We start from the raw sequence: 19,323 nt of genomic DNA, 5'->3' as shown, positions 1-19,323 counted from the left end.
CCTGCTCTGTAATGCCGATACAAAACTTGTAGGAGGCAGCTTGCAGGCGACAAGGCTCCTACTCTGTAGAAGCTGCCCGTTGTTTCAAAACGAGAGCACATGGAATTCATTCGTCGTCGTATCGAAACCCAGGTCATCAGCCTGACCGGATTGTCATTGGGCCAACTGGATCTGGAAAATCCCAAGGGCGATCCCGGTCTGTTCGGCCCGCAGGCCATTTGCTGGCGTGTGCATGGCGACTTCACCAGCATGCTGATCGGCGGCATCAGCGCCTTGATGTTGCAGGCGCTTCATCCCCTGGCATTGTCCGGCATCTGGGATCACTCCAACTTCCGACAGGACATGCTCGGTCGGTTACGTCGCACCGGTCAGTTTCTGGCTGGCACAACCTTTGGCGCCACCCACGATGCGAACTGGCTGATCGAAAAGGTCCGCACCATCCATCTACAGATCACCGGAACCGCGCCTGATGGCCGACCTTACGCCGCCAGCGATCCCGAGCTGCTGACCTGGGTGCATGTGGCGGAAGTCAGCAGCTTTCTCGCGGCACATCTGCGCTATCTCGACCCTGGCCTGACACTGGCCGATCAAGACACCTACTACGCTGAAACAGCCCTTATCGCCGAACGCCTGGGCGCCCGTGATGTACCCGGCTCACGCCAGGAAATTGCCAGCTATCTGGAGAACGTACGCGGGCAACTGCTGTGCGACGAGCGCAGCCGCGAGGTGATACGTCTGTTGCTCAACGAGCCGGCCCCCAACTGGATGGTCAAACCATTCGGCGCCCTGATGATGCAAGCCGGGATCGACCTGCTTCCACTCTGGGCCTGCGAGATGCTCGATGTCGAACAAGGCCCTCTGCGACGCAAGATGATTCGCGCCGGAGTCAATGGCAGCGCCCCGATACTGCGCTGGGCCGTGCGCAACGGCTCCATTCATCGGGCACAGCGAAGAATGGCGCCAGGATAAGGTGACTGCCGGGTTCTCGGTTGGAACCCCGGTTTGCAGATGTGCCAACATGAGCCGATTGATCACACAGAGCCGCTACCCGGCTCAGCCCCAATAACAATGAGGATCAGCACCATGCAAGACGTCGTTATCGTTGCCGCCACCCGGACTGCAGTGGGCAGCTTTCAGGGCTCACTGGCCAGCGTGCCCGCTGTGGAACTGGGCGCTGCGGTTATTCGCCAACTCCTGACCCGGACCGGTGTGGATGGCGGGCAGATCGATGAAGTCATCATGGGCCAGGTGCTGACCGCTGGTGCAGGCCAGAACCCTGCACGTCAGGCTGCGATCAAGGCCGGGTTGCCGTTTGCCGTGCCTGCCATGACCCTGAACAAGGTCTGCGGCTCCGGCCTCAAGGCTCTGCATCTGGCAACCCAGGCGATTCGTTGTGGTGATGCCGAAATCATCATTGCCGGTGGCCAGGAGAACATGAGCCTGGCCAATTACGTGATGCCCGGCGCACGCACCGGTCTGCGCATGGGCCACGCTTCTCTGGTGGACACCATGATCAGCGACGGCCTGTGGGACGCCTTCAACGATTACCACATGGGGATCACGGCCGAAAACCTCGCCGACAAATACGAAATCAGCCGCCAGGCCCAGGATGAATTCGCGGCCACTTCGCAACAGCACGCGGTCGCGGCCATCGAAGCCGGGCGTTTCGTGGATGAAATCACCCCGATCCTGATTCCGCAGCGCAAAGGCGACCCACTGCGCTTCGATACCGATGAACAGCCACGCGCCGGCACCACCGCCGAATCCCTGGGCAAGCTCAAGGCCGCCTTCAAGAAAGACGGCACAGTCACCGCTGGCAATGCCTCGTCTATCAATGATGGCGCAGCGGCCGTGATGCTGATGAGCGCTGCCAAAGCCGAACAACTGGGGTTGCCGGTGCTGGCGCGCATAGCCGGCTATGCCAATGCTGGTGTAGACCCGGCCATCATGGGCATCGGCCCGGTCAGCGCGACACGCCGCTGCCTGGACAAGGCTGGCTGGGCACTGGAAGAGCTGGACCTGATCGAAGCCAACGAAGCGTTTGCCGCGCAGTCGCTATCGGTTGCCAAGGAACTGGGCCTGGATCTGAACAAGGTCAACGTCAATGGCGGCGCCATCGCCCTGGGTCATCCCATCGGCGCATCTGGCTGCCGCGTGCTGGTGACGCTGTTGCATGAAATGATCAAGCGCGACGCCAAAAAAGGGCTGGCTACGCTCTGCATTGGCGGCGGTCAGGGTGTCGCACTGGCGCTGGCTCGCTGATTTATGGTGTCTGGCCGATCGCTCTCATGCCTGTGGGAGCGATCGGCAATCTCTCCTCGCCCTGTAACTGGTAAACTCCCGCGCCTAATTCCAGCCCAAGGCGCTCTGCATGTCTTCCTTGAATCAGGCGCTCAGCGTCGCCCTCGATAACCGTCAAAACCTGCTGGCCGAGCTACATCAGCAAGGGACGGACTGCTATCGCCTGTTTCACGGCAGCCAGGAAGGTGCCAGCGGCTTGACCATCGACCGCTATGGCCCGCAACTGCTGGTACAAAGCTTTCATAACACGCTGGATCTGGACTCGTTGCTTGGGCTGCATGCACTGGTCAATGCCCGGTTGGGTCTGGAAACCTTGCTGGTCTATAACGACCGCTCGCAGGGCAACTCGCGCATCGACCGCCAGGACCCGGTCTACAAGCCTCAAGAGGCCGCGCTGGAGGACCTGATCGGTCACGAGTGGGGCCTGAAATATCGGGTGCGCGGCCGTCATACCGGGCAGGACCCGCTGCTGTTTCTCGACCTGCGCAATACACGCGGCTGGGTCAAGGCGCACAGCAAGGGCAAAAGTGTATTGAACCTGTTTTCCTACACCTGCGGCGTCGGCTTGAGCGCTGCTGCCGGTGGCGCGAGTGAAGTCTGCAATCTGGACTTTGCCGAGAGCAATCTGGCCGTGGGCCGTGAAAACGGAGCACTCAACCCGCACTTGCCGCCGATGCAATTCATCCAGTCGGATTATTTCCCGGCCATTCGGCAACTGGCAGGCTTGCCGGTCAGTGCCCGTCGCGGGCAAAAACTTCCAGCCTACACAAGACTTGAACAACGTCAGTACGATCTGGTGCTGCTCGACCCGCCAGCCTGGGCGAAAAGCGCCTTCGGCACGGTCGACCTCCTGCGTGACTACCAGAGCCTGCTCAAACCGGCACTCCTGAGCACAGCCGAAGACGGTGTACTGATCTGCTGCAACAACCTGGCAAAAGTCAGCATGGACGATTGGCGAGAGCAGGTTCTGCGTTGCGCAACCAAAGCTGGCCGACCGGTACGTGACTGTCAGGTCATTCAGCCTGCCGCAGACTTCCCTTCACAGGACAATCAGCCTCCGCTCAAAACGCTGATTCTGCAGTTCTGATATCGCCTCGTATTAAAGGAAATTTCCTACGACGCTGGGAGGCTTTGCCTTTTGAACCCAATGGGCGTGCCATACTCCAAGGAGCTCCGAAAGAAAGAGACAAAGCCCCACATGTCCAAAGGATTGAAACGTACTCTTGGCACTTTGCTGGCTGTATTCGTGCTTTACAGCCTGCTGGGCTTTTTCATTCTGCCCGGCATTGCCCTGCGTATCGCCAACCAGCAGTTGAGCAACTACTCCACCGTTCCGGCAAAGCTCGAACGCCTGGAACTCAATCCCTACAGCCTTGAACTGACTCTCTGGGGCCTGAACATCGGCATTCCAGGCAAAGAGCAGATTGCCTTCGAGAAGCTGTATGCCAACCTGCAGATCGACAGCCTCTGGAGCGGTGCGCTGCATCTGCAAAAGGTAGAGCTGAGCACTCCGAGAACCGAGCTGCTGTTCGACAAGGCCGGCCAGTTGAATCTGGCGCAACTGTTCAAGCTGCCGCCCAGTGAACCCGCCAAGGATGAGCCCGCAAGCAAACCCTTCCCGCTGCGTATCGATGAAATAAAGCTGGCCGACGGCTATGTACACTTTCAGGACATGCGCCCCGGCGAGCCCATTGAGTTCCTTTACGACAAGCTGAACCTGGAGCTGAAGAACCTCAGCACGCTCCCTGAAGACAACGCAGACATGACACTGGTCGCCGCTGGCCCCGATGGCGGCCAGATCGACTGGGTGGGGCGCATCAGCCTCGTGCCGATCACCTCCGAGGGCACGCTCAAAGTCACCGACAGCAAGATGAAACTCTGGTGGCCGTATGTTCGCGATGCCCTGCCACTCGTATTGAAAGACGGTGTGCTGAACTTCAGTACCGCCTACACGCTCGACCTGAGCAAGGAAACCGAACTCAAGCTCAGCAACGCAGCGGCCAGCATCGCGCCGTTCTCGCTCGATGCGCCTGACGGGAGGCCACTGGTACGCCTGCAGCGTCTGGAGGTCAGCGAGACTTCGGTGGATCTGGCCAAGCAGCTTGTCACTGTCGGCAAGATCCGCAGCAACAAGCTGGAAACCTGGGCGGCCCGTGAAGCGGATGGCCAACTGGACTGGCAGAAGCTGTTTGCCAGCCAACCGGCAAAACCAGCACCGAAAAAACCGGAAATCGATGCCAAGGCTGCCGAGCCTGCCTTTTCCGCCGATGCCCAACCCCAGACTGCCGCTCGCCCCGCGCCTCCGGCGAAACCCTGGCAGGTGCTGCTACGAGACGTGCAACTGCGCGACTATCAGGTTCATCTGGCTGACCGAGTGCCTGCAGAAGCGGTTGCACTGGACGTCGGCCCCTTGAATCTGGACCTGCAGAACTTCGACAGCCTGAACAAATCGCCCTTTACCCTCAAACTCGATACCGGGCTAGGCAAGCAAGGCAAGCTGACAGCAGCGGGCGACGTCAATCTCAGCCCGGTCAGCGCACGCCTGAAGGTCACGACACGGGACATCGACCTGCGTCTCGCTCAAGCCTATATCAGCCCGTTCATTCGCCTGGAAATGCGCAGCGGGATGCTGGACAGCGATATTGCGCTCGACCTGAAAAGTACCGAGCCTCTGGCGCTGGGGGTTACCGGCAAGGCTCAGGTCAATCAACTGCACACGCTCGACACCCTCAAGCAGCGCGACTTCATGAAGTGGCAGCGCCTGGAGGTTGAAGGCCTGAACTATCAACATGGCGACAACCTGTCGATTACCCAGGTCAATCTGGAGCAGCCTTATGCACGCTTCATGATCAATGACGACCGGACCACCAATATCGACGACCTGCTTATTCCCCAGCCTGCCGACAAGCAGCCTGCCAAAGACTCGCCCAAAACAGCTGGCAATGAAAAACCGCTGGGTATTCATATCGGCGAGGTCAACATCAAGGACGGTTCGGCCAACTTCGCCGACTTTACCCTGACACCCAACTTCATCACCGCCGTGCAGCAGCTCAATGGCCGTATTGGCACCATCGATAACCGTCAGGCCAAACCGGCACCGGTCAATGTCGAGGGCAAGGTGGACCGTTATGCCCCGGTCACCATCAAGGGCAGCCTCAACCCGTTCGATCCGATGGCCAGCCTCGATATCGCCACCAGCTTCAAGCGTGTAGAGCTGACCACACTGACGCCCTACTCCGGGAAGTTCGCCGGGTTCCGAATCCGCAAGGGCCGCCTTAATCTCGATCTGCATTACCTGATCACCCAGGGCAAGCTGAAGGCCGAAAACAAGGTGCTCGTCGAGCAGTTGCAACTGGGCGAGAAAGTCGACAGCCCCGACGCGGTGGACTTACCGATTCGTCTGGCGGTCGCCTTGCTCAAGGACACTCAGGGCCGGATTGCACTTGAGCTGCCGGTCGAAGGTGACCTGAACAACCCGCAATTCAGCGTCATGCCGATTGTCTGGCAAACCCTGCGTAATCTTGTGCTGCGCGCGGCCCAGGCGCCCTTCAAGTTATTAGGCGGCCTGGTCAGCGGTGGTGGCTCTGAAGATTTGGGCAATGTGAGTTTCGCGCCCGGTTCCAGCGAGTTGAGCAGTGACGCCACAAAAGCTCTGGATACACTTGCAGCAGCACTCAGGGAGCGCCCTGCCCTGCGCCTGGAGATCGAAGGCACCAGCGCGGCCAGCAGCGACGGCCCACTGATCGCCCAGCAGCGCCTGGAGCGTGAATACCAGTTCACTTACTACAAGATCATGCAGCGCCGTGGCGACAAGGTCCCGGCCAGAGCCGCCTTGTTGCAAGTCCCTGACGACGAGAAAGGCCCGATGCTCGAAGGCATCTATCGCGCCCGCCTCAAGCAGCAGCCACCGGCAGAGTGGACGGACCTGGGCAAGGAAGAGCGCCTGAACAGAATGCGTGCCGCAGTGCTCAAGTTCTGGAGCGGCAACGAGGTCCTGTTGCGTGAACTGGGTCAGGACCGGGCTGGCAGTATCAAGGACTATCTGGTACAGAAGGGGCAACTGGAAGACGAACGTATCTATTTCGTCGATGCACACCTGGGTCAGGCGCAAGCAGATGGCCGGGTTATCAGCCCACTTCATCTGGACAGCGAGTAAACGACTTGAAGAGAACCCCGATCAGACTTGCCGGCTTCATCCTGCTGGCGCTCTCTGGAGCGCTGGCGGCGACAAGCGCACAGGCTTCGACCTTGCGTTGCGGCAGCCAGTTGATCAGTACGGGGGACCGTATCTTCGAGGTTCAGCAGAAGTGCGGAGCACCTGTCAGCCAGGAAGTTGTGGGCAGCAAGGAAACCTACAGCAGCAACTACCGCAGGTCCGAGGAAGTGAGAGTCGAGGAATGGGTCTACGGCCCCGATAACGGGATGTATCGATACCTGCGTTTCGAGGGTGGTCGTCTGGTCAGGATCGACAGCAAACGCGGACATTGAGCGGCAGAAAAATAGAACAGGCCCCAGTGCGAACACCGGGGCCTGTAATGGCCACATCCTTGTAGCCTCTCGCATGAACTTCCTGTCAGCCGACAACCTGCGGGGTCATCGGCTCGACGTCAGATGCTCATTTCAAAGGGTTATTCAGCCTTCAGGCCATCGGCCGAAACAGCCTGAACGCCTTTGATTTTCTTGGTGATAGCCACAGCAGTTTTCTTCTGGGCTTCAGTCACCGCGACGGTGGAGGACAGGGAAACCACGCCTTTGTTGGTTTCAACCTTGATGTCCGAGCCTGGGATGCCTTTTTCAGTCAGCAAGTCAGCTTTGACCTTGGTGGTGATCCAGGTATCGGTAGTCGCTTCCTTGGCCTCAGTCACTTCACCGGCAGCCAGCATCATTGGAGCCTGGGTGTTGGTCTGAGCGAATGCAGCGTTAGCCATGGTCAGAGTCAGGGCAGTTGCAGTGGCAGCAGCGATAGCGAACTTCTTCATACGATAACTCCTGTTTTTCTCAGAAACTGCAGCACATCGTTGGCTGCAGGGTTATCAGGTATATCGCAAGGGGTGTGCCAATCTGCCACAAGAAATAAAATCGTTTAAATTCAATGAGTTATATTTTTATCTATTTTGCACGATCGTGCAGATTGCCCGTTCGACCAAAAACCTCACTTGCAAGATGCATGTTCCCGTCGGGCGTTTTGAGAGGCTTTGCGTAAGCCGTTATTTACGCTCATAAAAAAAGGATCCCGAAGGATCCTTTCTTTGGCGAAGCCTATCGAGCTATCAAACGCCCGACGCTTTTGCAGCGGCTACGTCTTTGATCGACAGCTTGATACGGCCGCGGTTGTCCACGTCCAGTACCAGAACTTCAACTTCCTGACCTTCTTTCAGGATATCGGTCACTTTCTCTACGCGAGCATCGCTCAGCATGGAGATGTGAACCAGACCGTCCTTGCCAGGCAGGATGTTCACGAATGCGCCGAAGTCGACGATACGCTCAACCTTACCGACGTAGATCTTGCCGATTTCCGCCTCGGCGGTGATACCCAGAACGCGCTGACGTGCTGCTTCAGCCGCTTCCTTGGTTTCGCCGAAGATCTTGATCGAGCCGTCGTCTTCGATGTCGATCGAAGCCTTGGTCTCTTCACAGATTGCACGGATGGTCGCGCCGCCTTTACCGATGACGTCACGGATCTTGTCGGTGTCGATCTTCATGGCGATCATGGTCGGAGCGTTGGCCGACAGTTCGGTACGCGACTGACCAATGATCTGGTTCATCTGGCCGAGGATGTTCAGGCGAGCTTCCAGGGCCTGGCCCAGGGCGATCTCCATGATTTCTTCGGTGATGCCTTTGATCTTGATGTCCATCTGCAGCGCGGTAACACCTTTGGAGGTACCGGCTACCTTGAAGTCCATGTCGCCCAGGTGATCTTCATCACCCAGGATGTCGGTCAGAACTGCGAATTTCTCGCCTTCCTTGACCAGACCCATGGCGATACCGGCAACAGGAGCCTTCATCGGCACACCGGCATCCATCAGAGCCAGGGAAGCACCGCAGACCGAAGCCATGGAGCTGGAACCGTTGGACTCGGTGATTTCCGATACGACACGGATGGTGTACGGGAACACGTCAGTCTCAGGCAGCATGGCCTGAACGCTGCGACGAGCCAGACGGCCGTGACCGATTTCACGACGACCAGCGCCACCCATGCGGCCACACTCGCCTACCGAGAACGGAGGGAAGTTGTAGTGCAGCATGAAGGGGTCTTTCTTCTCGCCTTCAAGGGTGTCCAGCAGCTGTGCGTCACGCGCAGTACCCAGAGTAGCGACGACCAGAGCCTGGGTTTCGCCACGGGTGAACAGTGCAGAACCGTGAGTCTTCGGCAGAACGCCCACTTCGATGTTCAGAGGACGAACGGTGCGGGTGTCACGGCCATCGATACGAGGCTTGCCGTTGACGATGTTCTCACGCACGGTGCGGTATTCGATTTCACCGAAAGCGGCTTTGACTTCACCGGCAGACGGGCTGCCTTCTTCAACAGCCAGCTTGGCAACGACCTGGTCACGCAGCTCGCCCAGACGCGCATAGCGGTCGGCTTTGACAGTGATGGTGTAAGCCTGGGAGATCGCGTCGCCGAACTCGGAACGGATCGCGCCCAGCAGGTCAGTGGCTTCAGGCTTTGGCTGCCAGTCCCAGACAGGCTTGGCGGCTTCGGCGGCCAGCTCCTTGACGGCATTGATCACGACCTGGAATTCGTCGTGGGCGAACAGAACGGCACCCAGCATCTGGTCTTCGGTCAGCTCACGGGCTTCGGACTCAACCATCAGAACGGCTTCGGAAGTACCGGCTACAACCATGTCCAGGCTCGAAGCCTGCAGTTGCTCGTAAGTCGGGTTCAGCAGGTAGCCGGTGCTTTCGTGGAAAGCAACACGGGCAGCGCCGACAGGGCCGTCGAACGGAATGCCGGAGATGGCCAGGGCAGCCGAAGTACCGATCATCGCAGCGATGTCCGGATCGGTTTTCTTGCTGGTGGAAACCACGGTGCAGACAACCTGCACTTCGTTCATGAAGCCTTCTGGAAACAACGGACGAATCGGACGGTCGATCAGACGCGAAGTCAGGGTTTCTTTCTCGGAAGGACGACCTTCACGCTTGAAGAAACCACCAGGGATCTTGCCGGCAGCGTAGGTTTTTTCCTGATAGTGCACGGACAGCGGGAAGAAGCCTTTGCTTGCATCGGCGTTCTTGGCGCCGACCACTGTCACCAATACGCTGACGTCATCGTCAACGGTGACCAATACTGCGCCGGAAGCCTGACGGGCGATGCGGCCAGTCTCCAGGGTTACGGTCGATTGACCGAACTGAAATTTCTTGATTACCGGGTTCACGGTTTCCTACCTTTTCTGTGGCTCTTGGGGAACTGGTTTCTTGCGAATTCTTGGGCAGCGAGGGGAATCGGCCCCTTCGGCAGTCCAGATAAAACTAGAGGCTGGAAGCCTGCCAGAACCATCGGTATACCGATGAATCGTGACAGACAACCAACCTCTCGCAACGTCGTTATTAGCGACGCAGACCCAGACGACCGATCAGGGCGCTGTAACGGCTAACGTCCTTACCTTTCAGGTAATCCAGCAGCTTGCGACGCTGGTTTACCATACGGATCAGACCACGACGCGAGTGGTGGTCCTTACCGTTGGCCTTGAAGTGGCCTTGCAGTTTGTTGATGTTGGCGGTCAGCAGTGCAACTTGCACTTCTGGCGAACCAGTGTCACCAACAGCTTGCTGGTAGTCGGTTACGATCTGAGCTTTTTCTTCAACGCTGAGTGCCATGTGGGCAATCCTTCAGTAAAGGAGCCGCTTCCGGGGAAGACGGTTCCAACAGGCCGGGGACAAACCCCGTATTAAAAAATGAGATGTGACCGTGCCTGTTGACAGCCACCCTCGTTCCAGCCTGCCTGCATGCAGACAGCCTGGTTCCGGTCATTCTGACCGAATCAGACGACGCGGCGCTATACGCCCGTCTTCGCTTACTTCACCGATACCGATGAAGCGACCTTCATGATCCTGCACCCGAACCATGCCGAACTTCGGCGCATCCGGTGCTCTTACCGGCTGACCATGCAGCCAGTAGAAAGAACTGTGTTCCGAAAACTTCAGCAGTGGCCAATGTAGCAGACCGCTGTCCGATGGCATCAGAAAACGGTCGACCGCTTCGTTGCCACCGTCGGCGTGTACCTGCTCAAGCTCTTCGAGCGTGACCGTCTGGCTCAGGTTGAAAGGCCCGGCCTGGGTACGACGCAGTTCGGCTACATAGGCACCACAGCCCAGTTTCTCACCAATATCCTCGACCAGGGTCCGGATATAAGTGCCTTTGCTGCAATCGACCGAAAGACGCGCAGTCTCGGACTCGCTAGCCAGCAATTCCAGGCGCGCAATAGTAACAGAACGAGGCTCGCGCTCCACTACTTCCCCGGCACGGGCCAACTTGTAAAGAGGCTGGCCATCACGCTTGAGGGCCGAGTACATAGGAGGTATCTGGCTGATTTGACCGCGAAAAGCAGGCAACACCGCTTCGATATCTTCGCGACCAACGGTCACCGGGCGAGTCTGTAACACTTCGCCTTCAGAGTCTGCCGTGGTGGTGGTCTTGCCCAGTTGCATCAGCGTCTCGTAGGACTTGTCCGAATCGAGCAGGTACTGAGAGAACTTGGTGGCTTCACCAAAGCACAACGGCAACACACCTGTCGCCAAAGGATCGAGGCTGCCGGTATGCCCGGCCTTCTCGGCATTGAGCAACCAGCGCACCTTTTGCAGGGCCGCATTGGAAGTAAAGCCCAGAGGCTTGTCGAGCAGAATGATACCGCTGACGTTTCGGCGTATACGCTTGACCTGAGCCACGCCTTACTCCTCGGTACTGTCCGGCTTCACGCCTTGTGGCGCGGAACCTTCCTGATGTTGTCCGTCTTCGGCCACTGCACGCTCGATCAATGCCGAGAGATGTGCGCCACGAGCCACGCTTTCGTCGTAGTGGAAGTGCAACTGCGGCACGCTGCGCAGTTTCATTTCACGGGCCAGCTGCATGCGCAGAAAGCCTGCGGCGGAGTTGAGCACCTTGATGCTCTGCGCGATTTCCTCGGCGCTGTCCTGGCCCATTACGGTCATGAAAATCTTGGCGTGACCGACATCACGACTGACATCGACAGCAGTGATGGTGACCAGACCCACACGTGGGTCCTTGATTTCGCGGCGGATCAACTGCGCCAGTTCGCGCTGCATCTGATCGCCAATTCGTTGGGTACGGCTATATTCTTTTGCCATGGTTTGCTACCTGTTACTGACTCGGGACCAAACCCTGACAGTCTGAAAGCGGCAAACGCCCGGCCTGACAATTGCCAGACCGGGCGTTGCGTTTAGAGCCCATGACAGAGGCTGAGGCATTTGCATGCCTCGTTCTGCCATGGCTCCTACAGCTCGCGACTTAAAGGCTGCGAGCAACCTGGACCTTCTCGAAGACTTCGATCTTGTCACCGACCTTGACGTCGTTGTAGCTCTTGACGCCGATACCGCATTCCATGCCGGCACGAACTTCAGAAGCATCGTCCTTGAAGCGACGCAGGGATTCCAGCTCGCCTTCGAAGATAACGATGTCGTCGCGCAGAACGCGGATTGGACGGTTACGGTGAACGACACCTTCAATAACCATACAACCTGCAATCGCGCCGAACTTCGGCGAGCGGAACACGTCACGCACTTCGGCGATACCTAGGATGTTCTCGCGAACATCGCTGCCCAGCATACCGGTCAGTGCTTTCTTGACGTCTTCGATGATGTCGTAGATCACGTTGTAGTAACGCATATCCAGACCTTCCTGCTCGACGATCTTGCGAGCGCCGGCATCGGCACGCACGTTGAAGCCGAACAGTACAGCGTTGGAGGCCAGTGCCAGGTTGGCGTCGCTCTCGGTGATACCACCGACACCGCCACCGACAACACGCACTTGCACTTCGTCGTTACCCAGGCCGCCCAGGGCGCCCTGCAGTGCTTCCAGCGAACCACGGACGTCGGATTTGAGGACGATGTTAAGCGTCTTCTTCTCTTCCTGACCCATGTTCTCGAAGATGTTTTCCAGCTTGCCAGCATGAGCGCGAGCCAGTTTGACTTCACGGAACTTGCCTTGACGGAACAGAGCGACCTCACGGGCCTTCTTCTCGTCAGCCAGTACGCTCATCTCGTCGCCAGCGTCCGGCGTGCCATCCAGACCGAGGATCTCGACCGGAATCGACGGGCCAGCCTCTTTTACAGGCTTGCCGTTCTCGTCGAGCATGGCGCGGATACGACCGAAGTTCGAGCCGACCAGAACCATGTCGCCCTGACGCAGAGTACCGTCCTGAACCAGAACGGTCGCAACCGGGCCGCGGCCTTTGTCCAGACGGGATTCAACGACAACACCACGGCCAGGAGCCGATGGAGTGGCCTTGAGTTCCAGAACTTCAGCCTGCAGCAGGACCGCTTCGAGCAGTTCGTCGACGCCGGTACCCATTTTCGCGGAAACAGGAACGAAAGGCGTATCACCGCCCCACTCTTCGGAAGTCACGCCATGGACCGACAGTTCGCTGCGGATGCGATCGAGGTCAGCGCCCGGCTTGTCAATCTTGTTCACTGCAACAACCAGCGGCACGCCAGCAGCTACGGCATGCTGAACGGCTTCGATGGTTTGCGGCATCACGCCGTCGTCTGCTGCAACAACCAGGATGACGATATCGGTCGCCTTGGCACCACGGGCACGCATTGCGGTAAACGCGGCGTGACCAGGGGTGTCGAGGAAGGTGACCATGCCGCGTTCGGTTTCAACGTGGTAGGCACCGATGTGCTGGGTGATACCGCCGGCTTCGCCAGCAGCAACCTTGGCACGACGGATATAGTCGAGCAGGGAAGTCTTACCGTGGTCAACGTGGCCCATTACGGTCACGACCGGAGCACGGGAGAACGTCTCACCTACGAATTTCAGCGATTCAGCCAGGGAGTCTTCCAGGGCGTTGTCGCTGACCAGCGTGACCTTGTGGCCCAGCTCTTCGGCGATCAACTGGGCAGTTTCCTGATCCAGTACCTGGTTGATGGTCACCGGAGTGCCCAGCTTGAACATGAACTTGATGACTTCAGCTGCCTTGACGGACATCTGTGCCGACAGTTCGCCAACAGTGATCGTCTCGCCGATGGCAACGTCACGAATAACCGGACCGGTAGGGTTCTGGAAACCGTGGGCATTGCGTTTCTTCAGCTTGGACTTGCCACGACCACCACGACGGAAACCATCGCTTTCTTCGTCGGTAGTACGAGGAGCAACGCGAACAGCCGGTGCCTTCTCTTTTACCGAAGCACGATGCGGGGCGTTCTTGCGCTCGCCGTCGCCGCCACGAGAGTTGCGATCATCGCCACGGGTCTTGTCCGGACGACGCTGATCGTCACGCTTGCGAACTTCGACAACAGGCGCAGCAGGTGCGGATGTTGGCGCAGGTGCCGCAGGGGCAGCAGGGGCTTCACGTACTGGCTCGGCAGCAGCCACAGGGGCTGGCGCAGGGGCAGCTTCTGCAACGACCGGTTGAGCAGCAGGCTGGCGACGCGCTTCTTCTTCGGCGCGGCGCTTGGCTTCTTCTTCAGCCTTTTGACGGGCGGCATTTTCTACCGCACGGCGTTCGTCCAGCTCACGCTTGCGCTCGGCTTCGATTTCTTCCGGGCTGCGTTGCACGAAAACTTTCTTCTTGCGCACTTCAACGCTGATGCTTTTGCTGCCAGCAACGCGCAAGGTGCTCGTGGTCTTGCGCTGCAAGGTAATCTTGCGCGGCTCTTCCACTTTAGCCTTGTGGCTGCTTTTCAAGTGAGTCAGCAACGATTGCTTTTCACTGTCGGTCACATGTTCCTCGGCGGCGGTGTGCGGCAGACCTGCCTCACGCATCTGCTGCAGCAGGCGCTCTACCGGTGTTTTGACCTCATCGGCCAGTTGTTTCACCGTGACTTGCGTCATGCACTTCTCTCCTCAGGCCGCGCCTGTTACTCGAACCAATGGGCTCGGGCGGCCATGATCAACTTGCCGGCACGATCATCGTCAATGCCGTCGATGTCGAGCAGGTCATCTATAGACTGCTCGGCCAGGTCTTCGCGGGTAATTACGCCGCGCACCGCCAGTTCCATCGCCAAATCCTTGTCCATACCCTCAAGCGAGAGCAGGTCTTCGGCCGGATGGGCGTCTGCCAGCTTTTCCTCAGTAGCGATGGCTTTAGTCAACAAGCGATCCTTGGCACGAGCGCGAAGCTCGTTGACGGTTTCTTCGTCAAAGCCATCGATGTTGAGCATTTCTTCCAGCGGTACGTAGGCAATCTCTTCCAGGCTTGTGAAGCCTTCATCAACCAGTACCTGCGCCAGATCTTCGTCGACTTCCAGCTCTTCGATGAAGTTGCGCAGAATGTCACCGGTCTCTGCCTGCTGCTTGGCCTGGATGTCCGATTCGGTCATCACGTTCAGGGTCCAGCCAGTCAACTGACTCGCCAGACGCACGTTCTGACCGCCACGACCAATGGCCTGAGCCAGGTTGTCCGCACCAACAGCGATATCCATTGCATGGGCATCTTCATCGACGATGATTGCCGCCACTTCTGCAGGGGACATTGCGTTGATCACGAACTGCGCCGGGTTATCGTCCCAGAGCACGATATCCACACGCTCGCCACCCAACTCGCCGGATACGGCCTGAACACGCGAACCGCGCATGCCGATGCAGGCGCCTTGCGGGTCGATTCGTTTGTCCTTGGAGCGAACAGCGATCTTTGCACGAGAACCCGGGTCACGGGAGGCAGCCATCACCTCGATCAGACCTTCGGCAATTTCCGGTACTTCGATACGGAAAAGCTCGATCAGCATTTCTGGCGCAGTACGCGACAGAATCAGCTGAGGGCCACGGTTTTCAGTGCGGATTTCTTTCAGCAGAGCCCGCAGACGCACACCTACCCGGAAAGTTTCCCGGGAGATGATGTCTTCGCGAGCCAGCAATGCTTCGGCATTGTTGCCCAGGTCAACGATGACATTGTCACGTGTAACCTTTTTAACAGTACCGGAAATGATTTCGCCCAGACGCTCGCGATAGGCATCGACCACCTGAGCACGCTCGGCTTCACGAACCTTTTGCACAATGACTTGCTTGGCGGTCTGCGCAGCAATACGACCGAACTCGATGGACTCGATCTTCTCTTCGATCAGATCGCCAGCGACAGCACCCGGCTTTTTAGCCTGGGCCTGGTCTACAGCCAACTCGTAGGCCGGATCGTCCAGATCTTCGTCTTCGACCACAGTCCAGCGACGGAACGTCTCGTAGTTCCCGGTGTGGCGGTTGATTTCCACACGCAGCTCAACTTCATCTTCAAAACGCTTCTTGGTAGCAGTGGCAAGAGCCAGCTCCAACGCTTCAAAAATCACTCCTGCCGGAACGCCCTTTTCATTGGACACCGACTCAACAACCAGCAGTACTTCTTTGCTCATCGTACGCCTCGCCTTTCGCAAGCCATTGGATCCGCGGGATCCGCAGTATCTGGCACGTCTCAGTCAAACGTGGGAATAATGTTGGCTTTGTCGATCAAGTCGATCGGCAACAGGTACTCGTGATCTTCTACATGCACCACGACATCCTGCTCCTCCACCCCGCGGAGAAGGCCTTGAAAGTTGCGTCGACCATCGAATGGCGAGCGCAGCTTTATTTTCACTTGTTCCCCAGCGTGCAAAGCAAACTGTTCAAGAGTGAACAGCGGGCGATCCATGCCGGGAGAAGACACTTCAAGCGTGTATTCAGCACTGATGGGATCTTCAACATCCAAAACACCGCTGACCTGGCGACTGACTATTTCGCAGTCCTCCACCAGAACGCCGCCTTCTTTGTCGATATAAATACGCAGCAGTGAATGTCGGCCCTGGGAAAGAAATTCAATTCCCCAGCATTGATAGCCAAGAGCCTCGACCACCGGGGCCAACAAGGCCTGCAACTGTTCTAGCTTGCTCGACACCTGAACCCCCTCGTGCATGCTTTAGAAATAAAAAAATGGGCTAAAGCCCATCATGAAAACGCCGCTGAACATCGGCGTTATGTACTGTCCAGCTAACAAAAAGCCCCTAGAATAGGGGCTTCGCGAAACTGGTTGCGGGGGCTGGATTTGAACCAACGACCTTCGGGTTATGAGCCCGACGAGCTACCAGACTGCTCCACCCCGCGACAAAGCTGGGGCGGAAGTATACGACCGATCCCTTAAAGGGTCAATCCAACATCCACCTACAAGAAAGCCCGCTAGTGCGGGCTATCCTGCTTAATTGGTACCGAGAAGGGGACTCGAACCCCTACACCCTATGGGCACAACCACCTCAAGGTTGCGTGTCTACCAATTCCACCACCTCGGCATTACAACTCTTTTTGGCGACCTCAACAAACATCGCCGAATTCTTTTTTACTTCTGCTCTGGAGCTTGAGGTACGTCAGCTGGAACTACCGCTGGCTTTTGCCCTTCGAGCACCGGAACATCATCTGCTGCCGGTTTTTGTTTCACTTCCAATACCGCTGGATTTGGTAAACCTACTTCAGTCAGCCCTTGAGCTTTCTCTTTAGCAAAGTAACCTAACCCCAAGCTGGTTATGAAAAAAGCTGCGGCGAGTATAGCAGTAAACTTACTAAGAAAGGTAGAGGTTCCTTGCCCTCCGAACACAGTATTTGATGCACCTGCTCCGAAAGACGCACCGGCGTCCGCACCTTTACCCTGCTGCAGCAATACCAGGACAACAACGCCCAGAGCGCCCAGCAGATGAAAAACGACTACGACTGTTTCCAGCATTTTTTCAGTTTCCCGCGGCGCGACAGATCGCACCGAACTCATCTGCATTCAGGGAAGCTCCACCAATGAGCCCCCCATCGATATCCGGCATGCTGAACAACTCGACCGCATTGGCCGCCTTCACGCTGCCGCCATAAAGAAGACGCACGCCTTGTGCGACTTCGGAATTCTCTTTCGCCAGCTGCGCGCGAATAGCTGCGTGCACGTCCTGCGCCTGCTGAGGCGAGGCTGTCAGCCCGGTACCAATGGCCCAGACCGGCTCGTAAGCGATTACCGCATCAACAAATGCACCGATGCCAAACTCGGCGATGATGCTATCGAGCTGCTGCCCGACAACTTCCAGCGTCTGACCCGCCTCGCGCTGCTCGAGAGTTTCCCCTACACACAACACCGGTATCAGACCGCTCGCCTGAATCGCCGCAAACTTGCGATTGAGAACATCATCCTGCTCACCAATCAATTGGCGGCGCTCGGAGTGCCCAACCAGTACAAACCTGCAACCCGAATCAGCAAGCTGACTCGACGCTATCTCGCCTGTCAGCGCACCTTGTGCTGCCTGTATCGCAGCATCCTGGGCACCAACGGCGATGGACTGGCCCTTGAGCCCTTCAACCGCCTGAGCGATGTAGAGACTCGGAGGCATAACCGCGATATCAACATCGCTTGGCAGAACCTGCCCGGCAAGCCCGTCGATCAGCTCAGCGACGCTGGCGCGGGTACCGTGCATCTTCCAGTTACCAGCTACCATAGGGCGACGCATGCTACACCTCGTCGGTCAAAGTGGGCGCAGATGTTACCCAACACTTTCAACACTGGCAAGCCAAAATCAGGCGCAAACTTCAGCAACAAGCTTCGCCAGCTCATCGGCATAGTTTCTGACCTGAGTTTCGTCCTCACCCTCGACCATGACCCGCACCAATGGCTCGGTGCCAGACTTGCGCAGCAAGACGCGACCACGCCCCGCCATTTCCGCCGTAACACGGGCACAGGCTTCCTGTACCGACGGATGGGAAACCGGATCTACACCACCGCCAAAGCGCACATTGACCAATACCTGAGGGCATTTGCGCAGCGCCTGACGAATCTCGCACAGACTGACACCCCGACGACGCAAGGCAAGCAGCACCTGCAAGGCAGCAATAATCGCATCCCCCGTCGTGGTGTGCTGGAAGCAGACGATATGCCCGGAGTTTTCACCGCCGATCTGCCAGTCGCGCTCCAGCAGCTCGGCAATCACATAGCGGTCACCGACATTGGCCCGAACGAATGGAATGCTCTTCTCGGCAAGCGCCAGCTCAAGCCCCAGGTTGCTCATCAGGGTACCGACCACGCCGCCCTGCAAACGACCACGCTCCTGCAGATCACAGGCAATGATGTACAGAAGCTCGTCGCCATCGACGATCGCCCCCGTATGATCAACCATCAGAACCCGGTCGCCATCGCCATCGAATGCGATCCCCAGATCAGCCTTTTCAGACACCACGGCAGCCTGCAACGCTTCCATGTGGGTGGAACCGCAATCCTTGTTGATATTGAGCCCATCAGGTTGCGCCGACAGCACAACGACCTGCGCGCCCAATTCACGGAAAACGTTGGGGGCCACTTTATAGGTAGCGCCGTGTGCGCAGTCGATCACCAGCTTAAGGCCGGCAAAACTGGTACTGGTCGGCACACTGCTTTTACAGAATTCGATATAACGTCCGGCCGCATCGTTGATACGCGAAACCTTGCCGAGCTTTTCGGATTCGGCGACGGTCATCGGCGTATCCAGCAGCTCTTCAATCATCTTCTCGATCTCGTCAGGCAGCTTGGTGCCCTTGCCCGAGAAGAACTTGATGCCGTTGTCGTAATGCGGATTGTGGGAGGCACTGATAACAATGCCCGCCTCAGCATGAAAGGTGCGGGTCAGATACGCGATAGCCGGTGTAGGCATCGGACCAAGCAGCATGACATCCGCCCCGGCAGCCGAAATACCGGCCTCCAGCGCAGACTCGAACATGTAACCGGAGATGCGCGTGTCCTTGCCGACAAGAATCCTGCAGGCGCCCATTCGACGAAATGCCATGCCGGCAGCCCAGCCGAGCTTGAGCATGAACTCAGGCGTGATTGGAAACTGTCCTACCCGACCACGAATGCCGTCAGTTCCGAAATACTTTCTTGTAGTCATAAA

At 57.7% G+C, this 19,323-nt stretch carries 16 protein-coding genes and 2 tRNA genes; 5 read left to right on the top strand and 13 right to left on the bottom strand.

What is annotated here, in order from left to right:
• The first annotated feature begins 99 nt into the window (after nucleotides 1–99).
• The 5 genes from ACODS3_RS16700 to ACODS3_RS16680 all read left to right on the top strand — a co-directional run bounded on the left by ACODS3_RS16700 (nucleotide 100) and on the right by ACODS3_RS16680 (nucleotide 6,789).
• Nucleotides 100–969, top strand: a complete 870-nt coding sequence (locus tag ACODS3_RS16700) for an oxygenase MpaB family protein (RefSeq protein WP_489035330.1) — start codon at nucleotides 100–102, stop codon at nucleotides 967–969.
• A gap of 114 nt (nucleotides 970–1,083) precedes the next feature.
• Entirely contained in the window at nucleotides 1,084–2,262 is a 1,179-nt protein-coding gene (locus ACODS3_RS16695) for an acetyl-CoA C-acetyltransferase (RefSeq protein ID WP_489035328.1), read from the top strand.
• Between the two features lie 109 nt (nucleotides 2,263–2,371).
• On the top strand, nucleotides 2,372–3,388 hold the full coding sequence (locus ACODS3_RS16690) for a class I SAM-dependent rRNA methyltransferase (RefSeq protein WP_489035326.1): 1,017 nt from the start codon (nucleotides 2,372–2,374) through the stop codon (nucleotides 3,386–3,388).
• 60 nt (nucleotides 3,389–3,448) lie between these two features.
• On the top strand, nucleotides 3,449–6,457 hold the full coding sequence (locus ACODS3_RS16685) for a DUF748 domain-containing protein (RefSeq protein WP_489035324.1): 3,009 nt from the start codon (nucleotides 3,449–3,451) through the stop codon (nucleotides 6,455–6,457).
• 5 nt (nucleotides 6,458–6,462) lie between these two features.
• On the top strand, nucleotides 6,463–6,789 hold the full coding sequence (locus tag ACODS3_RS16680; RefSeq protein ID WP_489035322.1) for a DUF2845 domain-containing protein: 327 nt from the start codon (nucleotides 6,463–6,465) through the stop codon (nucleotides 6,787–6,789).
• Nucleotides 6,790–6,929: 140 nt separating this feature from the next.
• Here the strand turns inward: ACODS3_RS16680 and ACODS3_RS16675 are convergent, their stop codons facing one another.
• From ACODS3_RS16675 to glmM, 13 genes are all read right to left on the bottom strand, one after another.
• The gene (locus ACODS3_RS16675) at nucleotides 6,930–7,280 is read right to left on the bottom strand and encodes a BON domain-containing protein (protein WP_201020537.1); all 351 of its coding nucleotides are present in this window, start codon (nucleotides 7,278–7,280) and stop codon (nucleotides 6,930–6,932) included.
• A gap of 291 nt (nucleotides 7,281–7,571) precedes the next feature.
• Complete coding sequence (gene pnp, locus ACODS3_RS16670; RefSeq protein ID WP_201020538.1) at nucleotides 7,572–9,677, bottom strand: polyribonucleotide nucleotidyltransferase; 2,106 nt, start codon at nucleotides 9,675–9,677, stop codon at nucleotides 7,572–7,574.
• A gap of 172 nt (nucleotides 9,678–9,849) precedes the next feature.
• Nucleotides 9,850–10,119, bottom strand: coding sequence for a 30S ribosomal protein S15 (gene rpsO, locus ACODS3_RS16665; protein ID WP_002555121.1), 270 nt, complete (start codon nucleotides 10,117–10,119; stop codon nucleotides 9,850–9,852).
• Between the two features lie 150 nt (nucleotides 10,120–10,269).
• The gene (gene truB, locus ACODS3_RS16660; protein WP_489035318.1) at nucleotides 10,270–11,187 is read right to left on the bottom strand and encodes a tRNA pseudouridine(55) synthase TruB; all 918 of its coding nucleotides are present in this window, start codon (nucleotides 11,185–11,187) and stop codon (nucleotides 10,270–10,272) included.
• A 3-nt stretch (nucleotides 11,188–11,190) separates the two neighbouring features.
• Entirely contained in the window at nucleotides 11,191–11,607 is a 417-nt protein-coding gene (gene rbfA / locus ACODS3_RS16655) for a 30S ribosome-binding factor RbfA (RefSeq protein ID WP_201005506.1), read from the bottom strand.
• A gap of 160 nt (nucleotides 11,608–11,767) precedes the next feature.
• Nucleotides 11,768–14,311: a translation initiation factor IF-2 gene (gene infB, locus ACODS3_RS16650; protein ID WP_201020540.1), complete on the bottom strand. Its 2,544-nt coding sequence runs from the start codon at nucleotides 14,309–14,311 to the stop codon at nucleotides 11,768–11,770.
• Nucleotides 14,312–14,337: 26 nt separating this feature from the next.
• On the bottom strand, nucleotides 14,338–15,819 hold the full coding sequence (gene nusA, locus ACODS3_RS16645) for a transcription termination factor NusA (protein ID WP_201005510.1): 1,482 nt from the start codon (nucleotides 15,817–15,819) through the stop codon (nucleotides 14,338–14,340).
• 59 nt (nucleotides 15,820–15,878) lie between these two features.
• A complete protein-coding gene (rimP, locus tag ACODS3_RS16640) occupies nucleotides 15,879–16,337 on the bottom strand; it encodes a ribosome maturation factor RimP (RefSeq protein WP_162880526.1) in 459 nt (152 codons plus the stop codon).
• A gap of 129 nt (nucleotides 16,338–16,466) precedes the next feature.
• A tRNA-Met gene (locus ACODS3_RS16635) sits at nucleotides 16,467–16,543 on the bottom strand.
• A 96-nt stretch (nucleotides 16,544–16,639) separates the two neighbouring features.
• Nucleotides 16,640–16,725 (bottom strand) — tRNA-Leu (locus ACODS3_RS16630).
• Between the two features lie 47 nt (nucleotides 16,726–16,772).
• The gene (secG, locus tag ACODS3_RS16625) at nucleotides 16,773–17,153 is read right to left on the bottom strand and encodes a preprotein translocase subunit SecG (RefSeq protein WP_201005512.1); all 381 of its coding nucleotides are present in this window, start codon (nucleotides 17,151–17,153) and stop codon (nucleotides 16,773–16,775) included.
• Between the two features lie 4 nt (nucleotides 17,154–17,157).
• Complete coding sequence (tpiA, locus tag ACODS3_RS16620) at nucleotides 17,158–17,913, bottom strand: triose-phosphate isomerase (RefSeq protein WP_489035315.1); 756 nt, start codon at nucleotides 17,911–17,913, stop codon at nucleotides 17,158–17,160.
• Nucleotides 17,914–17,979: 66 nt separating this feature from the next.
• The gene (glmM, locus tag ACODS3_RS16615) at nucleotides 17,980–19,320 is read right to left on the bottom strand and encodes a phosphoglucosamine mutase (RefSeq protein ID WP_489035313.1); all 1,341 of its coding nucleotides are present in this window, start codon (nucleotides 19,318–19,320) and stop codon (nucleotides 17,980–17,982) included.
• Between the last annotated feature and the right edge of the window lie 3 nt (nucleotides 19,321–19,323).

This window comes from Pseudomonas sp. FG43 (genome assembly GCF_057809175.1).
This window is presented reverse-complemented; position numbering and strand designations above follow the sequence as displayed.

Excerpts from the sequence above, each read along its gene's own strand:
- ACODS3_RS16700 (WP_489035330.1), top strand. The coding sequence starts at position 100 with ATGGAATTCATTCGTCGTCGTATCGAAACCCAGGTCATCAGCCTGACC.
- ACODS3_RS16695 (WP_489035328.1), top strand. The coding sequence starts at position 1,084 with ATGCAAGACGTCGTTATCGTTGCCGCCACCCGGACTGCAGTGGGCAGC.
- ACODS3_RS16690 (WP_489035326.1), top strand. The coding sequence starts at position 2,372 with ATGTCTTCCTTGAATCAGGCGCTCAGCGTCGCCCTCGATAACCGTCAA.
- ACODS3_RS16685 (WP_489035324.1), top strand. The coding sequence starts at position 3,449 with ATGGGCGTGCCATACTCCAAGGAGCTCCGAAAGAAAGAGACAAAGCCC.
- ACODS3_RS16675 (WP_201020537.1), bottom strand. The coding sequence starts at position 7,280 with ATGAAGAAGTTCGCTATCGCTGCTGCCACTGCAACTGCCCTGACTCTG.
- rpsO (WP_002555121.1), bottom strand. The coding sequence starts at position 10,119 with ATGGCACTCAGCGTTGAAGAAAAAGCTCAGATCGTAACCGACTACCAG.
- rbfA (WP_201005506.1), bottom strand. The coding sequence starts at position 11,607 with ATGGCAAAAGAATATAGCCGTACCCAACGAATTGGCGATCAGATGCAG.
- infB (WP_201020540.1), bottom strand. The coding sequence starts at position 14,311 with ATGACGCAAGTCACGGTGAAACAACTGGCCGATGAGGTCAAAACACCG.
- nusA (WP_201005510.1), bottom strand. The coding sequence starts at position 15,819 with ATGAGCAAAGAAGTACTGCTGGTTGTTGAGTCGGTGTCCAATGAAAAG.
- secG (WP_201005512.1), bottom strand. The coding sequence starts at position 17,153 with ATGCTGGAAACAGTCGTAGTCGTTTTTCATCTGCTGGGCGCTCTGGGC.
- tpiA (WP_489035315.1), bottom strand. The coding sequence starts at position 17,913 with ATGCGTCGCCCTATGGTAGCTGGTAACTGGAAGATGCACGGTACCCGC.
- glmM (WP_489035313.1), bottom strand. The coding sequence starts at position 19,320 with ATGACTACAAGAAAGTATTTCGGAACTGACGGCATTCGTGGTCGGGTA.